The organism is Streptomyces sp. NPDC003042 (assembly GCF_053591315.1).
The window spans coordinates 1-22,021 of the sequence record NZ_JBSFTP010000080.1 but is presented as its reverse complement, the minus strand read 5'-3'; the positions used below and the strand labels follow the sequence as shown (position 1 = coordinate 22,021).

19 protein-coding genes and 1 pseudogene are annotated in these 22,021 nt (G+C 71.1%); 13 read left to right on the top strand and 7 right to left on the bottom strand.

Annotation, left to right across the window (positions count from 1 at the left end):
• Positions 1 to 4 precede the first annotated feature (4 nt).
• Both ACWDYJ_RS29570 and ACWDYJ_RS29565 read right to left on the bottom strand, forming a co-directional pair.
• Positions 5 to 118 (bottom strand): annotated as a pseudogene (locus ACWDYJ_RS29570) (arginase family protein); the annotation flags it as partial.
• A gap of 77 nt (positions 119 to 195) precedes the next feature.
• Positions 196 to 750: a GNAT family N-acetyltransferase gene (locus tag ACWDYJ_RS29565; RefSeq protein WP_451568643.1), complete on the bottom strand. Its 555-nt coding sequence runs from the start codon at positions 748 to 750 to the stop codon at positions 196 to 198.
• A gap of 33 nt (positions 751 to 783) precedes the next feature.
• Between ACWDYJ_RS29565 and ACWDYJ_RS29560 the strand changes: the two genes are divergently transcribed.
• On the top strand, positions 784 to 1,503 hold the full coding sequence (locus tag ACWDYJ_RS29560; RefSeq protein WP_451568642.1) for a hypothetical protein: 720 nt from the start codon (positions 784 to 786) through the stop codon (positions 1,501 to 1,503).
• A gap of 1 nt (position 1,504) precedes the next feature.
• On the opposite strand, the gene ACWDYJ_RS29555 is transcribed toward ACWDYJ_RS29560, so the two are convergent.
• The 4 genes from ACWDYJ_RS29555 to ACWDYJ_RS29540 all read right to left on the bottom strand — a co-directional run bounded on the left by ACWDYJ_RS29555 (position 1,505) and on the right by ACWDYJ_RS29540 (position 6,357).
• A complete protein-coding gene (locus tag ACWDYJ_RS29555; protein ID WP_451568641.1) occupies positions 1,505 to 3,499 on the bottom strand; it encodes a prolyl oligopeptidase family serine peptidase in 1,995 nt (664 codons plus the stop codon).
• Between the two features lie 10 nt (positions 3,500 to 3,509).
• On the bottom strand, positions 3,510 to 4,862 hold the full coding sequence (locus ACWDYJ_RS29550; RefSeq protein WP_451568652.1) for a M20/M25/M40 family metallo-hydrolase: 1,353 nt from the start codon (positions 4,860 to 4,862) through the stop codon (positions 3,510 to 3,512).
• Between the two features lie 10 nt (positions 4,863 to 4,872).
• Positions 4,873 to 5,706 (bottom strand): M55 family metallopeptidase, encoded by an 834-nt coding sequence (locus tag ACWDYJ_RS29545; protein WP_451568640.1) that lies wholly within the window; start codon positions 5,704 to 5,706, stop codon positions 4,873 to 4,875.
• A 207-nt stretch (positions 5,707 to 5,913) separates the two neighbouring features.
• Positions 5,914 to 6,357 carry an SRPBCC family protein gene (locus ACWDYJ_RS29540; protein WP_451568639.1) on the bottom strand — a complete coding sequence of 148 codons (444 nt, stop codon included), beginning with the start codon at positions 6,355 to 6,357 and terminating at the stop codon, positions 5,914 to 5,916.
• Between the two features lie 142 nt (positions 6,358 to 6,499).
• On the opposite strand from ACWDYJ_RS29540, the gene ACWDYJ_RS29535 reads away from it, so the two are divergent.
• From ACWDYJ_RS29535 to ACWDYJ_RS29525, 3 genes are all read left to right on the top strand, one after another.
• Positions 6,500 to 7,639 (top strand): Rv2578c family radical SAM protein, encoded by a 1,140-nt coding sequence (locus ACWDYJ_RS29535; RefSeq protein WP_451568638.1) that lies wholly within the window; start codon positions 6,500 to 6,502, stop codon positions 7,637 to 7,639.
• Positions 7,640 to 7,764: 125 nt separating this feature from the next.
• A complete protein-coding gene (locus tag ACWDYJ_RS29530) occupies positions 7,765 to 9,375 on the top strand; it encodes an alpha/beta hydrolase (protein WP_451568637.1) in 1,611 nt (536 codons plus the stop codon).
• 25 nt (positions 9,376 to 9,400) lie between these two features.
• Entirely contained in the window at positions 9,401 to 9,826 is a 426-nt protein-coding gene (locus ACWDYJ_RS29525) for a RidA family protein (protein ID WP_451568636.1), read from the top strand.
• 46 nt (positions 9,827 to 9,872) lie between these two features.
• Here ACWDYJ_RS29525 and ACWDYJ_RS29520 read toward each other — a convergent pair whose 3' ends face one another.
• On the bottom strand, positions 9,873 to 10,427 hold the full coding sequence (locus ACWDYJ_RS29520) for a HEAT repeat domain-containing protein (RefSeq protein ID WP_451568635.1): 555 nt from the start codon (positions 10,425 to 10,427) through the stop codon (positions 9,873 to 9,875).
• Between the two features lie 385 nt (positions 10,428 to 10,812).
• On the opposite strand from ACWDYJ_RS29520, the gene ACWDYJ_RS29515 reads away from it, so the two are divergent.
• The 9 genes from ACWDYJ_RS29515 (at position 10,813) to pssA (ending at position 21,915) form a co-directional block, all read left to right on the top strand.
• Positions 10,813 to 12,615 carry a 3-hydroxyacyl-CoA dehydrogenase family protein gene (locus tag ACWDYJ_RS29515; protein WP_451568634.1) on the top strand — a complete coding sequence of 601 codons (1,803 nt, stop codon included), beginning with the start codon at positions 10,813 to 10,815 and terminating at the stop codon, positions 12,613 to 12,615.
• Between the two features lie 190 nt (positions 12,616 to 12,805).
• Complete coding sequence (locus ACWDYJ_RS29510; RefSeq protein WP_451568633.1) at positions 12,806 to 13,618, top strand: TetR family transcriptional regulator; 813 nt, start codon at positions 12,806 to 12,808, stop codon at positions 13,616 to 13,618.
• A 409-nt stretch (positions 13,619 to 14,027) separates the two neighbouring features.
• Complete coding sequence (gene ccrA, locus ACWDYJ_RS29505) at positions 14,028 to 15,401, top strand: crotonyl-CoA carboxylase/reductase (RefSeq protein WP_451568632.1); 1,374 nt, start codon at positions 14,028 to 14,030, stop codon at positions 15,399 to 15,401.
• Between the two features lie 40 nt (positions 15,402 to 15,441).
• Complete coding sequence (locus ACWDYJ_RS29500) at positions 15,442 to 17,520, top strand: protein meaA (RefSeq protein WP_451568631.1); 2,079 nt, start codon at positions 15,442 to 15,444, stop codon at positions 17,518 to 17,520.
• The gene (locus tag ACWDYJ_RS29495) at positions 17,517 to 18,491 is read left to right on the top strand and encodes an HpcH/HpaI aldolase/citrate lyase family protein (protein WP_451568630.1); all 975 of its coding nucleotides are present in this window, start codon (positions 17,517 to 17,519) and stop codon (positions 18,489 to 18,491) included. Before ACWDYJ_RS29500 ends, ACWDYJ_RS29495 begins: the two co-directional genes overlap by 4 nt.
• A 13-nt stretch (positions 18,492 to 18,504) precedes the next feature.
• On the top strand, positions 18,505 to 19,017 hold the full coding sequence (locus tag ACWDYJ_RS29490) for a MaoC family dehydratase (RefSeq protein ID WP_112450492.1): 513 nt from the start codon (positions 18,505 to 18,507) through the stop codon (positions 19,015 to 19,017).
• A gap of 2 nt (positions 19,018 to 19,019) precedes the next feature.
• Positions 19,020 to 20,225, top strand: coding sequence for an acyl-CoA dehydrogenase family protein (locus tag ACWDYJ_RS29485; protein WP_451568629.1), 1,206 nt, complete (start codon positions 19,020 to 19,022; stop codon positions 20,223 to 20,225).
• Positions 20,226 to 20,411: 186 nt separating this feature from the next.
• Entirely contained in the window at positions 20,412 to 21,068 is a 657-nt protein-coding gene (locus ACWDYJ_RS29480; protein ID WP_451568628.1) for a phosphatidylserine decarboxylase, read from the top strand.
• Complete coding sequence (pssA, locus tag ACWDYJ_RS29475; RefSeq protein ID WP_451568627.1) at positions 21,055 to 21,915, top strand: CDP-diacylglycerol--serine O-phosphatidyltransferase; 861 nt, start codon at positions 21,055 to 21,057, stop codon at positions 21,913 to 21,915. Before ACWDYJ_RS29480 ends, pssA begins: the two co-directional genes overlap by 14 nt.
• The last annotated feature ends 106 nt before the right edge of the window (positions 21,916 to 22,021 follow it).

The following is a 22,021-nucleotide window of genomic DNA, read 5'->3' as shown; positions in this document are numbered from 1 at the left end:
AGCCCCGTCCTTCAGGGCGGGGAGGAGTCACCTTGTAGACCCCCGGGACGACGGTGCCGGGCGCGGGCGGCCGAAGACCCAGGTTGGAGGGGGCGTCGAGGAGTACGAGGGTTCGCATGCCCTCATCCTGTGCGATGCGCGCTCCTCGGGGCCCGCCTTTCGGTCATCGGGCGCGGGGGTCATCGGGCGCAGTGCTCACTCCGGCTCGGTCGCCGTCACGGCCCAGCGTTCGTGGTCCCGCCAGGCGCCGTCCACGTACAGGAAGTCGGGCGAGAACCCCTCCAGCCGGAAGCCGCGCCCTCTGACCAGGGCGATCGAGGCGGTGTTGCCCGGTTGGATGTTCGCCTCCAGGCGGTGCAGCCCGAGGCCGTGCTCGGCCACCGGGGCGAAGGCGTGGGCGACGACCAGGTCGAGTGCCTCGCGGAACAGGCCGCGCCCGGCGGCGTGCGCGAAGGCCCCGTAGCCGAGTGCTCCGCACTGGAAGGCGCCGCGGACGATGTTGTTGATGTTGACGAACCCGGCGATGGCACCGGTGGCGAGCTCGCAGACGAGGAAGCCGGCGCGGGCGTCGCCCTCGGTCAGCCCCGCCGCGTAGGACTCGTACTCCTCGACGGTGTCCGGCGGGAACAGCCACGGGCGGTGCAGCTGCCGGCTCTCGCGCACGCGGGTGGTGAACTCGGTCGCGTCGGCGAGCCGGAAGGGGCGCAGACCTACGTGGGCGCCCTCGCGGAGGTAGGGGAAAAAGGTCACCGGCCCAGGTTACGTGTATGGCACCATCACCGGGTGATCACGGATAACGCCCACATGACCCTGCGCCAGGCGGTACTGAACAACGCCCATTGGTGCCACGCCGTCTGTCTGGCCCACGGGCTGAGGGGCGGCTTCGAGGAAGGGCTGTGGCTCAGCACCGGCCGGACCCCGCCGCTGTATCCCGATGCTGTGACTCTGGATGGGGGCATGAGCGCGGAAGGCGTGCTCCCGCGGATCGACACGGACAGCCCCGGCGGCTCGGTGAAGGACAGCTTCGCCGATCTGGACCTGGCCCGGGACGGCTTCGAGGTGCTGTTCGACGCCCAGTGGATCCACCGTCCGGCCGGCGCCGAGACTCCTGCCGCCCCACCGGCCGGCCTCGAGTGGTCCGCGGTCACCACCGCCGAGGAGCTGGAGGCCTGGGAGGCGGCCTGGGACGGTGAGGAGAGCACGGGTCTGTTCCGCCCGTCCCTGCTGACCGAGGACATCGCCTTCCTCGCGGGTCGCACGGACGGCCGCGTCGTCGCCGGGGCCATCGCGAACCGGCATGCCGACGTCGTCGGCCTGTCCAACCTGTTCGCGCATGACGACGCCCGAGTCGACGCCGTCTGGGCGGGCGCGCTGACCGGGATCGCCGCCATCTGGCCGGACCTGGACGTCGTCGGCTACGAGTCCGGGGACGACCTGGACACCGCCCTGCGGCACGGCTTCACCGCGATCGGACCGCTGCGGGTCTGGCTGCGCACCGCCTGACTCAGGTTCCGAGCTCCAGCCGGGGGACGTCTTTGCGTTCGATCCCGAACACCTGGGCGTACAGGGAGAGTTCGGCCTCCAGGGCACGCACCATGGTCTGCGCCCGCCGGAAGCCGTGGCCCTCGCCCTCGAAGGTGAGGTACGCGTGCGGCACGGTGCGGCCGCGCAGGGCGGCCAGGAGGCGTTCAGCCTGCGCGGGCGGGCAGACCGGGTCGTCCAAGCCCTGGAGCAGGAGGAAGGGGGCGGTGATCCGGTCGGCGCGGGACACGGGGGAACGTTCACGGCACCGCAGGGCCAGGGTCTGCGGGGGTCCGGCGAGGCTGTCGGTGTAGTGCGACTCCAGGTCGTGGGTCTCGGCCGCGAAGCTGCGCAGTTCCAGCACCGGGTAGATGATCGCCGCGCAGGCGTACAGGTCGGTGGCGGCCAGGGAGGCAGCCGCCGTCCAACCGCCCGCGCTGGCGCCCCGGACGGCGAGCCGGTGCGGGTCGGCGGTGCCCTCGGCGGCCAGTGCCCCGGCCACGGCCGCGCAGTCCTCGACGTCGACCACGCCCCACTGCTCGCGCAGCCGCTCCCGGTAGGCGCGGCCGTAGCCGGTGGAGCCGCCGTAGTTCACCTCGACCACACCGATACCGCGTGAGGTGAAATATGCGATGTGAAGGTCCAGTACGGGCGGCACATGGTCCGTAGGACCACCGTGCGCCCACACCACGTACGGGGCCAGCTCGTCGGCTGGCGCCCGCCGGGCCGGGTGGTGCGGCGGATAGACGTGGGCGTGGATCTCCCGGTCGCCGGGGCCGAAGAAGGTCCTGCTCAGCGGTTCCGGATAGTACGCGGGATCCACCGGGTCCACGGCCCGGGAGCCGACCACCCGGGCGTGCCCCGTCGCCGTGTCCAGTTCCACGACCTCGTACCCGCTGCGCGGGCTGGCGGCGACCCCGTAGACCCGGGTGCCGCTGACGGCCAGGGTCGGCTGCCAGGTGGTCCACGGCCCGGCGGCGTCCACCAGGCCGCCGCTGTCCGGGTCGAGTACGCCGAGCATCGAGGAACCCTGGCCGTGCAGAACGGCGACCAGCCCTTCCGGCAGCGGGGCCAGCCAGCACAGCCCCGGCTTCCACAGCGCGCCGCCGAACTCCTCTTCCCGGGGGCACACGTTGACCGCTTCGCCCGTCTCCGGGTCCACCCGGTACGGGTTCCACCAGCCGTTGCGGTCGCTCACCGCGAGGAGCGCCCCGTCGGCCGCCCACGCCACCTGGGCCACCGCCTCGTCGGGCCCGCCGAGCACGGTGCGGGGCGCGCCGAGCGTCCCGTCGGGGGCCACCTCGGCCAGTTGCAGCTCGGTGCCGTCCCAGGGCATCCGGGGGTGGTCCCACACCAGCCAGGCCGCGCGCCGCCCGTCGGGGGACAGTCGTGGTCCGGTACGGAAGCGGTGCCGGTCGTCGGTCAACTCCCGTACGGCGGCGCGGTTCCCGGCGGCCGACCCGTCCAGCGGTACGGCGGCCGCGACGCGGCGTACGTCGGTGGGCGCGGGACCGGTGAACTCCTCCATCACACACCACACTGCACCGTCACGCAGCACGGGATCGGCCCAGCGCAGGCCGCCGCCGACCTCGGAGAGGGGGGTGAGGGGCCGGGGCCCCGGGCTGCCGGGCGCGTCCGGCTCGTACGCGTACAGCCGCTGGTCGGCGTGGTGGACGAACACCAACAACGGTCCCGAACCCGGCCGTTGGGCCCCGACCCAGGGCTGTCCCCCGTACTCGGTGAGCCGGCTGCGCACGTTCCACGGCGCGGGCAGCACCGAGCGCGGCTCGCTCCCGTCGGCAGTCCGGCGTACGAGGGTCCGGCGCCCGTCCTCCTCGGGCCGGGGCTCGGTCCACCACACCTCGGCCCCGACCGTGCCCACGTACTCGGGCCGCCCGTCGAGGGAGGCGGCGAGCGCGGCGTCGATCGGCGAGGGCCAGCTGCCGTAGGGCTCGTCCGTGGCGGGCGCCGCCCTCACCGGGTCCCCCTCACAGCGCCCGCAGCGCGCGGTCGAGGACGCGGACGCCGAAGTGCAGGGCGTCGACGGGGACCCGCTCGTCCACGCCGTGGAAGAGGGACCAGTAGTCGAAGCCGGGCGGCAGCTGGAGCGGGGAGAAGCCGTAGCCGGTGATGCCGAGCCGGGAGAACTGCTTGGCGTCGGTCCCGCCCGCCATGCAGAACGGCACCACGTGCCCGTCGGGGTCGAAGTGCTCGACGGACTCGCGCAGGATCCCGTACGTGCGCCCGTCGACGGGGGCTTCGAGGGCCACCTCGCGGTGGTGGAACTCCCAGTGCACGTCGGGGCCGGTCAGCGCGTCGAGCGTGGCGGTGAACTCCGCCTCGCCGCCGGGCAGCATCCGCCCGTCGACGTAGGCGGTGGCGTGCCCGGGGATGACGTTCAGCTTGTAGCCGGCGTTCAGCATCGTCGGGTTGGCGCTGTTGCGGACGGTCGCCTCCACCAGGGTGGCGGCCGGGCCGAGCTTGCCGAGGACGGCGTCGAGGTCGAAGCTGCGGGCGCGCGGGTCCACCGACAGGCCCTGGAGGGCGGCGAGTTCGGTGATGCAGGCGGTGGTGGTGTCGGTCAGGCGCACCGGCCACTCGTACGCGCCGATCCGCGCCACGGCGGCGGCGAGCCGGCTGACGGCATTGGCCCGGTTCGGCTTGGATCCGTGACCGGCGGTGCCGTGTGCGGTCAACTTCAGCCAGGCGGTGCCGCGTTCACCGGCGGCGATCGGATAGAGGGCCTGGCCGGGTCGGGTGTGCACGGTGAAGGCCCCGGACTCGCCGAGGCCCTCCGTACAGCCCTCGAAGAGACCGGGGTGGTGGTCGGCGAGGAAGCCGGCCCCGTCGATCGCGCTGTCCTCCTCGTCGGCGGTGTACGCGATCACGATGTCGCGGCGCGGCTTCACGCCCGCCCGTGCCCAGGACCGTACGACGGCCAGCACCATCGCGTCCGTGTTCTTCATGTCGACCGCCCCGCGGCCCCAGACCACCCCGTCCCGGACCTCTCCGGAGAAGGGGTCCACGCTCCAGTCGGCGGCCTCGGCCGGGACCACGTCGAGGTGGCCGTGGACGAGGAGGGCCTCGGCCGTCGGGTCGGTGCCCTCGATCCGGGCCACCACATTGGTGCGGCCCGGGGTGCGCTCCAGCAGGACGGGCTCAAGCCCGGCGCCGGCCAGCCGCTCGGCGACGTACTCGGCGGCGGGCCGCTCGCGGCAGTCGCCGCCGCCGCGGTTGCTGGTGTCGATCCGGATCAGTCCGGAGGTGAACTCGACGACCTCGTCGAAGGCCGTCCCGTCCGGTCCGGCGGTGCGGGCGGGGGCGTCGACCACCCCGTACATGTCGGCCGTCTCAGCCATATTGCTCCTCCACAGCCGCCGAGACGACCGTCGTGACCGCCTTGAAGGTCCGGATCCCCTCGTACATCGTTCCGCTCGTGTACGCGACCCTGCGCTCTCCCGACCGCTCCACTCCGGGGATCACGGTGGCGGCCAGCGACAGGTGCTCGGCGTCGAACTCCACCTCCACCGCGAAGGGGCCGCCCCGTACCGGCTCGTGACGGACCGCCAGCGCGGTGGCCTTCGTGGCCGCGGCCCGGATGTCGGCGGCGGTACGGGCGGGGGTGCGACACACCGCCGCGTAACGTGACACGTGATCCTTCACTGCCACCGTGAGCGCGTCCGGGGCGTAGCCGCCCGCGTCGAGGCAGGTCAGGTCGTCGCCGGTAACCAGGACCACGGGAACCCCGTACTCGGCGACGACGTGCGCGTTCAGCAGTCCCTCGCTCGCGCGCAGGCCGTTCAGCCAGACACCGGTGATGGAGTTGGCGAGGTAGGTGTGGGCGAGGACGCCCTCGGCTCCGGCGCCCGTGTGATAGCCGACGAACGCGACGCCGTCGACATCGCCGTACTGGACGCCCTCGACCATGGAGAGCGACTTGTGCCGTCCGGTGAGCATCTCGGCCCGCTCGTCGAGCCGCTCCAGCAGCAGGTTGCGCATCGTGGAGTGGGCCTCGTTGATGAGGACCTGGCCGGCGCCGCCGTCGTAGAAGCCGAGCACGGCGGCGTTCACGTCGGAGGTGAACATCGACCGGCAGCGCTCCCACTGGGACGCTCCCGGCAGCACGTCCTCGGGCCAGGTGACGCCGGTGGCGCCTTCCATGTCGGCGGAGACGAGGATCTTCATCGGGCCCCCGGTGGGTCGGGTCGCAGAAGCCCCACCCTAACCGCCGGGCCGCCTCCCGGCCCGGGGGCCACGCCCGGGTTCGCGGCACGGTGCCCGGCGTGCCCGGCGGCTCACCGCCGCCGGGAACTCCACCCGAACCGGTGAGCCGCCCCCAGCGCGCCGCTCACAGCGCGCCGCTCACAGCGCACCGCCGGGCAACCGCCGCGCTCAGGCCTCGACTTCCTGCGCCAGGTTGGCCAGCAGGGTGTCGTAGATGCGGCCGAGGCCCTTGGGGGCGAAGGTGCGCTCGAAGAAGCCGCCGATGCCGCCCGCGCCGTCCCACACCGTGCTGACGACGGCCTTGGACTTGCCCTCGCCCGCCGGGGTCACGGTCCAGGTGGTGACCATGGAGGAGTTGCGGTCCTTCTCCACCAGCTGGCCGTCCGTGGGCTCGGTGACCTCCAGCAGGCAGTCCCGTACGCGCTTGCTGGTGGCCTGGAGCTTCCAGTGGACCAGGGTGCCCTCGCCGTCGCCGCCCTCGCGCACCTCGTACTCGCTGAAGTGCTCGGGGAGCAGCTTGCCCCGGGTGCCGGTGTAGTCCGCCAGCGCGTCGAACACGGTCTCCGCGTCGGCCCCGATGATGCGCTCCGTGGTGGCCTCGACCTGCGCCATACCTGTTCCTCCAGCAGTTGTGATCGCTCGTCGCCGCAAGCCAACCACCTCAGGCCCGGGCACCCAAATCACGGAGCCACCGCCGCACGATCATGGGAACGTTTGTTCTATTCTCGGGCCGAGCCTACCGAAAGAAGGCGTCATGCGCTGGGACCATCTGACCGACGACCCGACGGCCGACCGGACCGACGACCCGACCCGCGACCCGACGGCCGACGCCGAGAGCCGCGGCGGAACCGCGAGCGACAACGGGGCCGGTAACGGAGCCGGGAAGCGGACCCTCGCGCTCTTCGCGGCGGACTCCGTCGTCACCCGCACCTTCGACACCCCCGAATTCCGCGGGATCACCTTCCACGAGGTGCGCGCCCGCTCGATCGTCAACCGCGTACCCGGGGCCTCGCGCATGCCGTTCGAGTGGACCGTCAACCCCTACAGAGGGTGCAGTCACGCCTGTGTCTACTGCTTTGCCCGCAAGACCCACAGCTACCTCGACCTCGACACCGGCCTCGGCTTCGACTCCCAGATCGTCGTCAAGGTCAACGCCCCCGAGCTGCTGCGCCGCGAGCTGGCCTCGCGCCGCTGGACGGGCGCGCACATCGCCATGGGCACCAATGTCGACTGCTACCAGCGCGCGGAGGGCCGCTACCGGCTGATGCCGGGGATCATCGAGGCGCTGCGCGAGCGCGCCAACCCCTTCTCGATCCTCACCAAGGGCACCCTGATCCTGCGCGACCTGCCCCTCCTGCGGCAGGCCGCCGAGGTCACCGAGGTCGGCATCAGCGTCTCCGTGGGCTTCACCGACACCGCCCTGTGGCGGACCGTCGAACCGGGCACCCCCTCCCCCGCCGCCCGGCTGGCCGCCGTACGGGCCCTCAGCGACGCCGGTATCGAGTGCGGGGTCCTGATGGCCCCCGTCGTGCCCTTCCTCGGCGACGCCCCGGAGCAGCTGCGGGCGACCGTGAGCGCCATCGCCGAGTCCGGCGCGACCTCCGTGACACCCCTGGTACTCCATCTGCGGCCCGGGGCGCGCGAGTGGTTCACGGCCTGGCTGCGCGAGCATCACCCCCGCCTGGTCGAACGCTACGAACGGATGTACGCGGGCGGGTCGTACGCGCCCACCTGGTACCAGCGGCAGATCACCCGCCAAGTCCACGAGCTGGCGGCCGAATTCGGCATCGGACCGTCCCGGCGCGCCGCGGCCCGCGGCGACGACCGGGGCGGTCCGCCGGAGCGGCCGGCCGAGGCCGCGGCCGCCGGGCCGACCCAGCTCACGCTCCTCTGAGCGACGGCTCCGACCGCCACCGCCTCCGCAGGAGTCATCACATCGGGCCAATGGACGGCCCAATCCCGCTTTCCGGCTGCGGTTTCCGGGACGATTCCGCCCAGAACCCTCGGCTGGGAGGCCCCATGCTGCACCCGTTGAAGCTGTACCCGTTGAAGAAGGGCGGCCCGCTGAAGAAGCGCGCCGCCGTCCTGCTGTCCCTCTCCACCCTCGCCGCCGCCCTCGCGAGCCCGGTGACCGCCGCGCCCACCCGGGCGCCGGCCCCCGCCCCGGCCGCCGCCGCCGCGGCCCTGCGCTGGACGGCGTGCGCGACACCCCGCCACCCGACCCTCCAGTGCGCCTCCCTCCCGGTCCCCCTCGACCACGACCGGCCCGCCGGGCGGCAGATCTCCCTCTCCCTGACCCGGGTCCCGCACACCGCCGCCACCTCCCAGGGGCCGCTGCTGGTCAACCCCGGCGGCCCGGGCGGCAGCGGGCGCGCCCTGGCCGGGTACGTCGCCTCCGCACTGCCCAAGGACGTCGCCGCCCAGTACGACGTGATCGGCTTCGACCCCCGGGGCGTCGGCCAGAGCGAGCCGGCCCTGGACTGCGGGGCCGGCCACTTCAAGCCCGTCCGGCCGGACTCCGTACCCCGGGACGCCGCGACCGAGCGGGCCAACCTGGAGCGGGTCCGGTCCTTCGCCGTGTCCTGCCAGTCCCGGCACGCGGACCTGCTCCCGTACATCGACACCGTCTCGGCCGCCCGCGACCTGGAGCTGCTGCGCACGGCGCTGGGCGCGGAGCGGATCAGCTACTTCGGCTACTCCTACGGGACCTACCTGGGCGCGGTGTACGCCAAGCTCCACCCGGGCCGGGTGCACCGCCTCGTGCTGGACTCCGTGGTCGACCCGAGCGGGGTCTGGTACGAGGACAACCTCGCGCAGGACCAGGCCTTCGACGCCCGCCACAAGGCGTTCCTGGCCTGGGTGGCCCGGTACGACACCACCTACCACCTGGGCACCGATCCGGCGGTGGTCGAGCGGCGCTGGTACGAGATGCGCGACGCCCTGCGCCAGAGCCCGGCGGGGGGCAAGGTGGGCGCCGCCGAGCTGGAGGACACGTACATGCCGGGCGGCTACTACAACGGCTACTGGCCGCACCTCGCCGAGGCCTTCGCCGCGTACACGGTCACCAAGGACCCGAAGCCGCTGGTGGCGGCGTACGACAGGTTGGGCGCGGCGCAGCCCTCGGCGGGCAACAGCTACAGCGTGTACACGGCCGTGCAGTGCCGGGACTCGGCCTGGCCGAAGGACTGGAACGCGTGGCGCGCCGACATGTGGCGTACGCACGCCAAGGCGCCCTTCATGACCTGGAACAACGCCTGGTACAACGCGCCGTGCCTGTTCTGGCCGACCGCGTCGCTCAAGGCCCCGGACGTGACGAACTCCGCGCTTCCGCCGGCGCTGCTGTTCCAGGCGACGGAGGACGCGGCGACGCCGTTCGGCGGCGCGGTGAGCATGCGGGAGAAGCTGTCGGGCGCGGCGCTGGTGGTGGAGCAGGGCGGCGGCAACCACGGGATCGCGCTGAGCGGCAACACGTGCCTGGACGAGAAGCTCGCCGCGTACCTGAGGACGGGTCAGGCCGCGGACGCGTCCTGCCCGGCCCGGCCGGCCCCGACGCCGGGCACGGCGACCCGCGCGATGCCGTCCTCGGCGGGCGGCGCGGCCCTGCACGGCCTGCTGGGCTTCCGGAGCTGATGCCGGGCGAGGCAAGATCATGCCCATGACCACCACACCGGCACACGCCGGCCACCTCACCCGTGTCACCGCCCCCGAGGGCGTCAGCCCCGGCACCGGATACAGCCACGTCGTCTGGGGCACCGGACGCTTCGTCGCGGTCTCGGGGCAGTGCGCCTTCGACGAGAAGGGCGAGGTGGTCGGCGTGGGCGACGCCGCCGCGCAGGCCCGGCAGGTCTTCGACAACCTGCGCCGGTGCCTGGCCGCGGCGGGGGCGGGCTTCGAGGACGTCGTGAAGCTGACCTACTTCGTCACGGACGTGGCCCACCTCCCGGCGGTACGGGCGGCCCGTGACGAGGCGATCGCTCCTGACCACCTGCCGGCCTCCTCGGCGGTCCAGGTGGCGGCCCTCGTCCGGCCGGAACTCCTGCTGGAGGTAGAGGCCTTCGCGATCGTCCCGGTGGCCCCCTAGTGCTGCGACCGGCAAGGACGCCCGGCAAACCCTTCCGGGCACAGCACTAGTAAGCCAACCGCCCCAGCGCGTCGGTCGCCGCCACCGCCAGCCGGGGGTGCGACTGGGCGCGGACGAGCACGTCACGGGACCGGGGGTCGGCGAGCGCCCCGAGCCCCTCGACGCAGGCCAGGGCCACCCGCCAGTACGGATCGTGCGGCGCGAGCAGCCGCGACAGGGTGGAGATCAGGGCCGGGGCCGACTCGGGGGCCCGCAGTGCGGTCAGCAGCCGGACCGGGTGCAGGGCGTACGCCGTGCGCAGGGAGTTCGTCGCCAGGGCGGCCGCCGCGCGGGCGGTGCGCGGGTCCCCCAACACGGCCAGCGCCTGGGCGGCGGCCTCGCAGCGCGGCGGGTCCCGGTGGTTGAGCAGGAGCACCAGGGCCTCGAAGGCACGCGGGTCCCCCGCGAGGCCCAGCCGGTACGCGGCCAGTTCGCGGGCCCACAGGGGCCGGCCCGGCGCCGTCAGGGAGGCGGCCAGGGTGTCGGGGTCCGCGGCGAGCAGCGTCCCGTACTCGGGCGATCCGGTCGACTCCACCCGCAGGCGCTCCAGCACGTCGTTCACCCGGCCACCCTAGGGGGACGCGGCCCTCGGCATGCCGGGTTCCCGCAGACCCGGTGTGCGGGTGGACCCGGACCCGAACACCCATGGATGATCGATGATCGATGATCGGTACATTTGGGCGGTACAGGTCACATCTCCCCACTCTGGCGGACCAGTTACCGACGGGTTACTGTCGCTCCAACACGTACGAGGACGGCCTGGTGACGCAGCCCCCCTCGTACCAGTCGGTTCCGCACAACTCCGCACGACCACGGCGTGACCCCGGGACAGGGTTGCGCCGCTTCCGCCCCACGGGCTTCTTCCGCACGGCTTTCCGTTCGGCATCCGCGTGCGCTGTGCGCCGCGCGCACCCTCAGTCGTCACCCTCTTCCACTGGAGTCCCGCGATGGACCGTCCGTCCACGTCCAGTCAGTCCACCCTCCAGACCATCGCCGTCGTCGGCCTCGGCACGATGGGCACCGGCATCGCCGAGGTCCTCGCCCGCGCCGGCCGTGAGGTCATCGGCATCGACGTCAGCGAGGCCGCCGCCCGCCGGGCCGCCGCGGCCCTCGCGTCCGCCACGGCCCGATCCGTGGCCAAGGAGCGGCTCACCGAGCAGGAGCGCGAGGGCGTCCTCGCCCGCTTCCGCACCTTCACGGACCTCGGCGCCGCGGCCGACGCCGACCTCGTCATCGAGGTCGTCCCGGAGGACTACGACCTCAAGCACCGGCTCTTCGACGAGCTCGACGCGATCGTCCGGCCCGGCACCATCCTGGCCACCGGCACCAACGCCCTCTCCGTGACCCGGCTCGCCGCCGAGTCCCGCCACCCGGAGCGCGTGCTGGGCCTGCACTTCTTCAACCCGGCTCCCGCGATGAAGCTCGTCGAGATCGTCTCGTGCGTGCTCACCGCCCCGCCCGCCGTCGAGGCCGTCACCGAGCTGGCCCGCGCGCTCGGCAAGCAGCCCGTCGCGGTCGGCGACCGCCCCGGTTTCGTCGCCGACGGGCTCCTCTTCGGCTACCTCAACCAGGCCGCCGCCATGTACGAGGCCAAGTACGCCTCCCGCGAGGACATCGACGCGGCGATGCGGCTCGGCTGCGGCCTGCCGATGGGCCCGCTGGCCCTGCTCGACCTGATCGGCGTGGACACCGCGCGCACCGTGTTGGAGGCCATGTACGCCTCCTCCGGCGACCGGCTGCACGCCCCGACCCCGATCCTCGGCCACCTCGCCGAGGCCGGTCTGACCGGACAGAAGTCCGGCCGCGGCTTCTACACGTACGAGACTCCGGGCAGCTCGGTGATCGTCCGCGACCTCCAGACCCCGCCGGACGGCTCCCTGCTCGGTACGGGTCGCCCCGTCACCTCGGTCGGCGTGGCCGGCTCCGGGACCATGGCGAGCGGGATCGCCCAGGTCTTCGCGCAGGCGGGCTACGCCGTGGTGCTGGCGGCCCGCAGCCAGGAGAAGGCCGAGGCCGCGAAGGCCGCGATCGGGAAGTCCTTGGGCCGTGCGGTGTCCAAGGGCCGACTGACCGAGCAGGCGGCGGCGCAGACCCTGGAGCGGATCACCCCGGCCGGTTCGCTCGACGCCTTCGCCGAGGTGGATCTGGCCGTGGAGGCCGTCGCCGAGGACCTCGCGGTCAAGCAGGAGCTGTTCGCGGGCCTGGACAAGGTCTGCAAGCCCGGCGCTGTGCTGGCCACGACCACCTCCTCCCTGCCGGTCATCGCCGTCGCCCGCGCGACCTCGCGGCCCGAGGACGTGATCGGCATGCACTTCTTCAACCCGGCGCCGGCCATGAAGCTGGTCGAGGTGGTCCGGACCGTCCTGACGGCCGACGACGTGCACGCCACGGTCCGCGAGGTCTGCGCCAAGGTGCGCAAGCACCCGGTGGACTGCGGGGACCGCGCCGGTTTCATCGTGAACGCGCTGCTGTTCCCGTACCTGAACAACGCGATCAAGATGGTCGAGCAGCACTACGCGAGCCTCGACGACATCGACGCCGCCATGAAGCTGGGCGGCGGCTACCCGATGGGGCCCTTCGAACTGCTCGACGTGGTCGGCCTGGACGTCTCGCTGGCCATCGAGAAGGTCCTCCACAAGGAGTTCCGCGATCCGGGCCTGGCCCCCTCCCCGCTGCTGGAGCACCTGGTGGCGGCGGGCTGCCTGGGCAGGAAGACCGGCCGCGGATTCCGTGAGTACGCCCGCCGGTAAGGGGTCACCCCCCGACCGGCAGGGCCATGAGCCGGATGCGTGGGGAGGGCTGTTCGGGTCCGCCGGACCCTCACGGCGGACATACCCTCCCGAGCCGCACCGTGTGCCCGGTGCGAGCCCTCCCCCGCATCCCCCCGCCTCCCACCCCCCGCAGGCGCGCTCTCCTGCGCGAATGAAGTACTTTCGCTCTATGTCCCAGCCCGCCAAGACCACGCCCCGCACCGCCTCCGCCTCCGACGCCCCGGAGAGCGCGGCCGGCACCCGCGCGGCCGCCCAGCGGCTCAAGATGCGCCGCGAGCTCGCCGCGGCGGCCATGGAGCTGTTCGCGACCAAGGGGTACGAGGCGACGACGGTCGACGAGATCGCCGCGACGGCGGGCGTGGCGCGCCGGACGTTCTTCCGGCACTTCCGGTCGAAGGAAGAGGCGATCTTCCCCGACCACGACGACACCCTGACCCGGGCCGAGGCGGTCCTGGACGTGGCCCCGGCGCACGAGCACCCGCTGGACACGGTGTGCCGCGGGATCAAGGAAGTCATGAAGATGTACGCCGCTTCCCCGGCGGTGTCGGTGGAGCGCTACCGGCTGACCCGTGAGGTGCCGGCCCTGCGCGAGCGGGAGATCGCCTCGGTGGCCCGGTACGAACGGCTCTTCACCCGCTACCTGCTGGCCCACTTCGACGAGCAGGACCACCACGACGGCAACGACGATCCGCTGCTGGCCGAGGTGGCCGCCTCGGCGGTGGTCACCGCCCACAACCACGTGCTGCGGCGCTGGTTGCGGGCGGGCGGGCAGGGGGACGTGGAAGGCCAGCTGGACCACGCCTTCTCGATCGTGCGCAAGACGTTCGGTTCCGGGATCGGCGCCGGCCGCACGCAGGAGGCGGCGCAGGCCGCGCCGGCGGCGGTCCGTACGCAGGGCGAGGTGCTGGTCGCGGTGGCCCGTACCGACGCCCCGCTGGACGAGGTCATGCGGACCATCGAAGAGGCCCTCAAGAACACGTAGGCGACTCCCCCGGCCACTGCCGGGAGGTGCCCTCGGTCACAGCGGCCGCTCCCGTACCGGGGGCGGCCGCTTCCGTTTGTCCAGCTTGCCCCTACTCGCCGGTAACTCTGATCGATCATCGCTCATCTGCGCAGGTCAATAGGCAAATGAGAGAAAGTTTTGGCACGCGGTGCCTTGCCGGGTGACACCGCGTGCCATACGTTGAAGGCGTCCGGATGTCCCCGCGGCCCACGCCCACTCGGCACGGAACGCGCCCCGGATGCCTGCGTCACCAGGCCCCAGCACGCCCCCACCACAGGCGTCGCCCAGCACCACCGCACCCGCCGGACCGACGGCACACCCGCAGACACACGCACGCAACGCGTATTCCTCAGCGCACCCTCATCAGCGCTCAGCCGGAGGCTCTACCGTGAAGGACATCCTGGACGCGATTCAGTCGCAGGCCGCTACGGCCGCCGACTTCGCTGCCCTGCCGCTCCCCGACTCGTACCGCGCGATCACCGTGCACAAGGACGAGACCGAGATGTTCGCCGGGCTCGCGACCCGCGAGAAGGACCCGCGCAAGTCCCTGCACCTGGACCAGGTCCCGGTGCCGGAACTGGGCCCGGGCGAGGCCCTGGTGGCCGTCATGGCCTCCTCGGTCAACTACAACTCCGTGTGGACCTCGATCTTCGAGCCGGTGTCCACCTTCAGCTTCCTGGAGCGGTACGGGCGTCTGTCGGAGCTCACCAAGCGCCACGACCTGCCGTACCACGTCATCGGCTCCGACCTCGCGGGCGTCGTGCTGCGCACCGGCCCCGGCGTGAACGCCTGGAAGCCGGGCGACGAGGTCGTCGCGCACTGCCTCTCGGTCGAGCTGGAGTCCTCGGACGGCCACAACGACACGATGCTCGACCCCGAGCAGCGGATCTGGGGCTTCGAGACCAACTTCGGCGGCCTGGCGGAGATCGCTCTGGTCAAGTCCAACCAGCTGATGCCCAAGCCCGACCACCTCAGCTGGGAGGAGGCCGCCTCCCCCGGCCTGGTCAACTCCACCGCCTACCGCCAGCTGGTCTCCCGCAACGGCGCCGGCATGAAGCAGGGCGACAACGTCCTGATCTGGGGCGCCAGCGGCGGGCTCGGCTCGTACGCCACCCAGTTCGCGCTGGCCGGCGGCGCCAACCCGATCTGCGTGGTCTCCAGCCCCGAGAAGGCGGCCATCTGCCGGGCCATGGGCGCGGAGGCGGTCATCGACCGCAACGCCGAGGGCTACAAGTTCTGGAAGGACGAGCACACCCAGGACCCGAAGGAGTGGAAGCGCTTCGGCAAGCGCATCCGCGAGCTGACCGGCGGCGAGGACATCGACATCGTCTTCGAGCACCCCGGCCGCGAGACCTTCGGCGCGTCCGTCTACGTCACCCGCAAGGGCGGCACCATCACCACCTGCGCCTCGACTTCGGGCTACATGCACGAGTACGACAACCGCTACCTGTGGATGTCTCTCAAGCGCATCATCGGCTCCCACTTCGCGAACTACCGCGAGGCCTGGGAGGCCAACCGCCTGATCGCCAAGGGCAAGATCCACCCCACGCTCTCGAAGGTCTACTCCCTGGAGGAGACCGGCCAGGCCGCATACGACGTCCACCGCAACCTCCACCAGGGCAAGGTCGGCGTCCTCGCGCTGGCCCCCGAGGAGGGCCTGGGCGTCCGCGACCACGAGCTGCGCGCCACGCACCTCGACGCGATCAACTTGTTCCGTGACGCGCCAGCGGAGCGGACAAATTCAGCCAGCCGCAACGTCTGAATCGTCTGAGACCGTTCAAAGGCCAAAGGGACAGCCTGAGATGACAGAGCGCCAGAAAGACCGTCCGTGGCTCATGCGGACGTACGCCGGCCACTCCACGGCCGAGGCGTCCAACGAGCTGTACCGCCGCAACCTCGCCAAGGGCCAGACCGGCCTGTCGGTCGCCTTCGACCTGCCGACGCAGACGGGCTACGACCCGGACCACATCCTCGCCCGCGGCGAAGTGGGCCGGGTCGGCGTCCCGGTCTCCCATCTGGGCGACATGCGGCGGCTGTTCCAGGACATCCCCCTGGAGCAGATGAACACCTCGATGACGATCAACGCCACCGCCATGTGGCTGCTGGCGCTCTACCAGGTGGCCGCCGAGGAGCAGGGCGCGGACGTATCCCTGCTCCAGGGCACCACCCAGAACGACATCGTCAAGGAGTACCTCTCGCGCGGGACGCACGTCTTCCCGCCGGGGCCCTCGCTCCGCCTGACGACGGACATGATCGCGTACACGGTCAACCACATGCCCAAGTGGAACCCGATCAACATCTGCAGCTACCACCTCCAGGAGGCGGGGGCCACCCCGGTCCAGGAGATCTCGTACGCGATGTCCACCGCGATCGCGGTGCTGGACTCGGTGCGCGACTCGGGCCAGGTGCCGGCCGAGCGCTTCGGCGAGGTGGTCGCCCGTATCTCCTTCTTCGTGAACGCGGGCGTCCGCTTCGTCGAGGAGATGTGCAAGATGCGCGCCTTCGGCCGCATCTGGGACAAGGTCACGCGCGAGCGCTACGGCATCGAGGACGCCAAGCAGCGCCGCTTCCGCTACGGCGTCCAGGTCAACTCGCTCGGCCTGACCGAGGCGCAGCCGGAGAACAACGTCCAGCGCATCGTGCTGGAGATGCTGGCGGTCACCCTCTCCAAGGACGCCCGCGCCCGTGCCGTGCAGCTGCCCGCCTGGAACGAGGCGCTGGGCCTGCCCCGGCCCTGGGACCAGCAGTGGTCGCTGCGCATCCAGCAGGTCCTCGCCCACGAGAGCGACCTGCTGGAGTACGAGGACATCTTCGCCGGATCCCACGTCGTCGAGGCCAAAGTCGACTCCCTGGTCGTCGACTGCCTGGCCGAGATCGACCGGATCCAGGAGATGGGCGGCGCGATGGCGGCCGTCGAGTCCGGGTACCTGAAGTCCCAGCTGGTCTCCTCGCACGCCGAGCGGCGGGCCCGGATCGAGTCCGGCGAGGACAAGATCGTGGGCGTCAACTGCTTCCAGCAGACCGAGGAGAACCCGCTCACCTCGGACCTGGACGGCGCCATCATGACGGTGGACCCGGCCGTGGAGGCGCTCACCGTCGAGCGCATCACACGCTGGCGGGCCGAGCGGCAGGAGTCCTCGGACCGGCAGGGCAACGGCGATCCGTTCGTCTTCCCCACCACCCAGCAGGCCCTGGAGCGCCTCAAGGAGGCCGCGGCGGGGACCGAGAACCTGATGGAGGCCACGCTGGAGTGCGCCCGCGCCGGTGTCACGACGGGCGAGTGGTCGAACGCGCTGCGCGAGGTGTTCGGCGAGTTCCGCGCGCCGACCGGGGTCTCCTCGGCCCCCGTCGCGGTCACCGCCGAGGCGGGCACGCCGATGGCGCAGGTCCGCGCGAAGGTCTCCCGTACGGCCGACGAGCTCGGCTCGGGCCGGCTGCGCCTGCTGGTCGGCAAGCCCGGCCTGGACGGGCACTCCAACGGCGCCGAGCAGATCGCCGTCCGGGCCCGCGACGCGGGCTTCGAGGTGGTCTACCAGGGCATCCGGCTGACCCCGGAGGAGATATCGTCCGCGGCGCTGGCCGAGGACGTGCACTGCGTGGGACTGTCCATCCTGTCCGGATCGCACTGCGCACTCGTCCCGGACGTCCTCGAACGCCTGCGGGCGGCGGGGGCGGGTGACATCCCCGTCATCGTCGGGGGCATCATTCCGAACGCCGACGCCGTGACGCTGAAGGCGGCCGGCGTGGCCGCCGTCTTCACGCCGAAGGACTTCGGCATCACGGAGATCATCGGCCGTATCGTCGACGAGATCCGCAAGGCCAACAAGCTTCATCCCCTCGACAGCACCGACATCGCTGAAAGCACGGAGGTCCCCGCATGACCACGCCTTCCCACCCGGTGAACCGTCTTCGCCCGCGCCGCTCCTGCCTCGCGGTGCCGGGGTCGAACCCGCGCTTCCTGGAGAAGGCCCAGGGCCTGCCGGCCGACCAGGTCTTCCTCGACCTGGAGGACGCCTGCGCCCCCCTCGCCAAGGAGGGCGCGCGCCACACCATCGTGGACGCGCTGAACAACGGCGACTGGACGGGCAAGACCCGGGTCGTGCGGGTCAACGACTGGACCACGCACTGGACGTACCGCGACGTGGTCACGGTCGTGGAGGGCGCCGGCCAGAACCTCGACTGCATCATGCTGCCGAAGGTCCAGGACGCCCAGCAGGTCGTGGCCCTCGACCTGCTGCTGACGCAGATCGAGAAGACGATGGGCTTCGAGGTCGGCAAGATCGGCATCGAGGCGCAGATCGAGAACGCCAAGGGCCTGGTGAACGTCGACGAGATCGCCGCCGCCTCGCCCCGGCTGGAGACCATCATCTTCGGCCCGGCGGACTTCATGGCCTCCATCAACATGAAGACCCTGGTCGTGGGCATGCAGCCGCCCGGCTACGGCGCGGACGCCTACCACTACATCCTGATGCGGATCCTGATGGCGGCCCGCACGCACAACCTCCAGGCGATCGACGGACCCTTCCTCCAGATCCGCGACGTGGACGCGTACCGCGAGGTGGCGGGCCGGGCGGCGGCGCTGGGCTTCGACGGCAAGTGGGTGCTGCACCCGGGCCAGGTCGACGCGGCCAACGAGGTCTTCTCCCCCTCGCAGGAGGACTACGACCACGCCGAGCTGATCCTCGACGCGTACGACTGGTGCACCTCGGAGGCCGGCGGCAAGAAGGGCTCGGCGATGCTCGGCGACGAGATGATCGACGAGGCCAGCCGCAAGATGGCTCTGGTCGTCGCGGGCAAGGGCCGCGCGGCGGGCATGCGGCGCACCAGCAAGTTCGAGATCCCCGTCGGCTAGAGGAGCCCTGATCATGCAGTTCGGACGCACTTACGAAGAGTTCGAGGTCGGGGCGGTCTACAAGCACTGGCCCGGAAAGACGGTCACCGAGTACGACGACCACCTCTTCTGCCTGCTGACCATGAATCACCACCCGCTCCACATGGACAGCAACTACGCCGAGAACACGACCGACTTCGGCAAGAACGTGGTCGTGGGCAACTACATCTACTCGCTGCTGCTGGGCATGTCCGTCCCGGACGTCTCCGGGAAGGCCATCGCCAACCTGGAGATCGAGTCCCTGCGGCACGTGGCGCCGACCTTCCACGGCGACACGCTCTACGGCGAGACCACCGTGCTCGACAAGACCCCGTCGAAGTCGAAGAACGACCGCGGGATCGTCTACGTCGAGACCAAGGGCTACAAGCAGGACGGCACCCTCGTCTGCGTCTTCCGGCGCAAGGTGATGGTCCCGACCGAGACGTACATCAAGGAGCGCGGCGGCGAGCAGCCCGGCCGGCCCACGCTGAAGGAACAGGGGAAGTAGCCATGGCCCGACTCGCCCAGACCGCCGGGCTCACGGACGTCCAGCGGGAGATCCTCAAGACCGTCCGGGAGTTCGTCGACAAGGAGATCATCCCGGTCGCCACCGAGCTGGAGCACCGCGACGAGTACCCGCAGGCGATCGTCGACGGCCTCAAGGAGCTCGGCCTGTTCGGCCTGATGATCCCTGAGGAGTACGGCGGCCTGGGTGAGTCGCTGCTCACCTACGCGCTGTGCGTCGAGGAGATAGCGCGTGGCTGGATGTCCGTCTCGGGCATCATCAACACCCACTTCATCGTGGCGTACATGCTCAAGCAGCACGGCACGCAGGAGCAGAAGGACTACTTCCTCCCCCGGATGGCGCTGGGCGAGGTGCGCGGCGCCTTCTCGATGTCCGAGCCGGGGCTGGGCTCGGACGTGTCGGCCATCACGTCGAAGGCGGTGAAGGACGGGGACGAGTACGTCCTGAACGGCCAGAAGATGTGGCTGACGAACGGCGGCACGTCCACCCTGGTGGCCGTCCTGGTCCGCAGTGACGAAGGACACCCGGAGGGCACGGCGCCCCACAAGTCGATGACGACCTTCCTCATCGAGAAGGAGCCGGGCTTCGGAGAGGTCCGCCCGGGCCTGACCATCCCGGGCAAGATCGACAAGATGGGCTACAAGGGCGTCGACACGACCGAGCTCATCATGGACGGACTGCGCATTCCGGCCAATCGGGTCCTCGGCGGGGAGACCGGGCGAGGGTTTTACCAAATGATGGACGGGGTCGAGGTCGGCCGCGTCAACGTGGCGGCCCGTGGCTGCGGCGTCGCTCAGCGTGCTTTCGAGCTCGGTGTCTCGTATGCCCAGCAACGTCACACTTTCGGCAAGGCGATCGCCGAACACCAGGCCATCCAGTTCAAGCTGGCCGAGATGGCTACCAAGGTCGAAGCCGCCCATGCGATGATGGTCAATGCGGCACGCAAAAAGGACTCTGGGGAACGAAACGACCTTGAGGCAGGGATGGCGAAGTACCTCGCCTCCGAGTACTGCAAGGAGGTCGTGGAGGACGCCTTCCGTATCCATGGCGGCTACGGCTTCTCGAAGGAGTACGAGATCGAGCGTCTCTACCGGGAGGCCCCCATGCTGCTGATCGGTGAAGGTACTGCCGAGATCCAGAAAATGATCATCGGGCGACGCCTGCTCGAGGAGTACCGACTCCAGGGCTGAAAGTCCCCTTTGCGGTGAATCGCCCGACGATTCACCGCGTAAGGGTCACTTCCAGTCACTGGCCGACGGTCATCGACTCGGCTTCTGGCTTGCCCAGTTGTTGCGCGCAACCGATAGCATTCCAGTAAAGCCGCCGTCCCGTCCCCCCGTTTGCGGCGCGGCAATCACCCGCTACGAAGGTCATCCATGCCCCACAGCCAAACCTCTGCACCTCGCGTCGGCCTCCTCGGTGGACGTCTCGCGCGCGGAGCATCGCCGTGGCTTCTGCCGACCGTCGCCACCGCGGCGCTCAGCCTCACCCGGGCGCGCAAGTCCGGACGCTGGGCCGCTGTGGCCGTGCCCGCCACCGCGCTCGCCGCGGGCATGCTGTGGTTCTTCCGCGACCCCGAGCGTGAGATCGCTCAGGGCCGTGTCATCTCCCCCGCCGACGGTGTGGTGCAGAGCATCATGCCGTGGAAGGACGGACGGACCCGGGTCGCGATCTTCATGAGCCCGCTGAACGTCCACGTCAACCGCGCGCCCCTCGCGGGCACGGTGACGTCCGTGGAGCACATCCCCGGCGGGTTCGTCCCGGCGTTCAACAAGGAGAGCGAGAACAACGAGCGCGTCGTCTGGCACTTCGACACCGAGCTCGGTGACATCGAGATGGTGCAGATCGCCGGCGCCGTCGCCCGTCGCATCGTCCCGTACCTGCCGGCCGGCACCAAGGTGGAGCAGGGCGAACGCATCGGTCTGATCCGCTTCGGCTCGCGCGTCGACATCTACCTCCCCGAGGGCGTCGAGGTCGCGGTCGAGGTCGGTCAGGCCACCACCGCGGGGGTGACACGAATTGACCGTGACTGACCCTGAGACTCCTGCCACCGGCTGGGTGCCCGAGTCCGCCGAGGAGGAGTCCGCGGAGGACGACATGCCGCTCTCGCTGCGGCTGTCGATAGCGGACACCCTCACCCTCGGCAACGCGACCTGCGGATTCATGGCGGTGTACTTCACCACCACCGGAATCCTCATCCCGCACCTCACCGGCAGCGGCGAGTCGGGCATGGCCCGCAACAGCGCCGCGACGGCAGTGATACTGATGCTGCTCGCCGCGGTCTTCGACCTCTTCGACGGCATCGTGGCCCGCAAGCTGCGCAGCTCGCCGATGGGCGCCGAGCTGGACAACCTGTCCGACCTGATCAGCTTCGGCCTGGCTCCGGCGTACTTCGTGCTCGTCTACGGCATGGTCGCCGTCGACGCGATCCAGAAGATGTCGGCGCTGGCCGCGATCGTGGTGCTGCTCGCCGTGGTGCTCCGACTCGCGAGATTCAGCTGCGTGACGATGAAGGACGGCATGTTCCAGGGCATGCCGAGCCCCTTCGGCGCGCTCACGGTCGTCTCGATCGTGCTGCTGGAGCTGCCGTTCATCCCGACGCTGCTGGCGATCATCGGCGTGGCCTGGCTGATGGTGAGCCGGGTCGAGTACCCCAAGCCGCGGGGTGTCCTCGCGGTGGCGATGCTCTGCTGGATCATCGGCGCGATGGGTCTGCTGGCGGCCTGGGCGTTCGACGCCCCGGGCGGTCAGCTGCTGCTCCAGACCGGCTGCGCGCTGCAGATCGCTCTGGCGGCGACCATTCCGCTGTTCGCGACGACCCGGAGGGCCAATACCTTCCGGCACAACCGGCGCGAGGCCAGGGCAGCGCAGCTGCCGTAACGCTGCGCTGGCTGTACGTGTGAGAGGGGCCCCCGGAAGCCATTCGGCGGCCGTCCCGTCAGCGGCGATATCGTGGGCCATTCAGGCGTAAAGCGGGAGGGGTCGG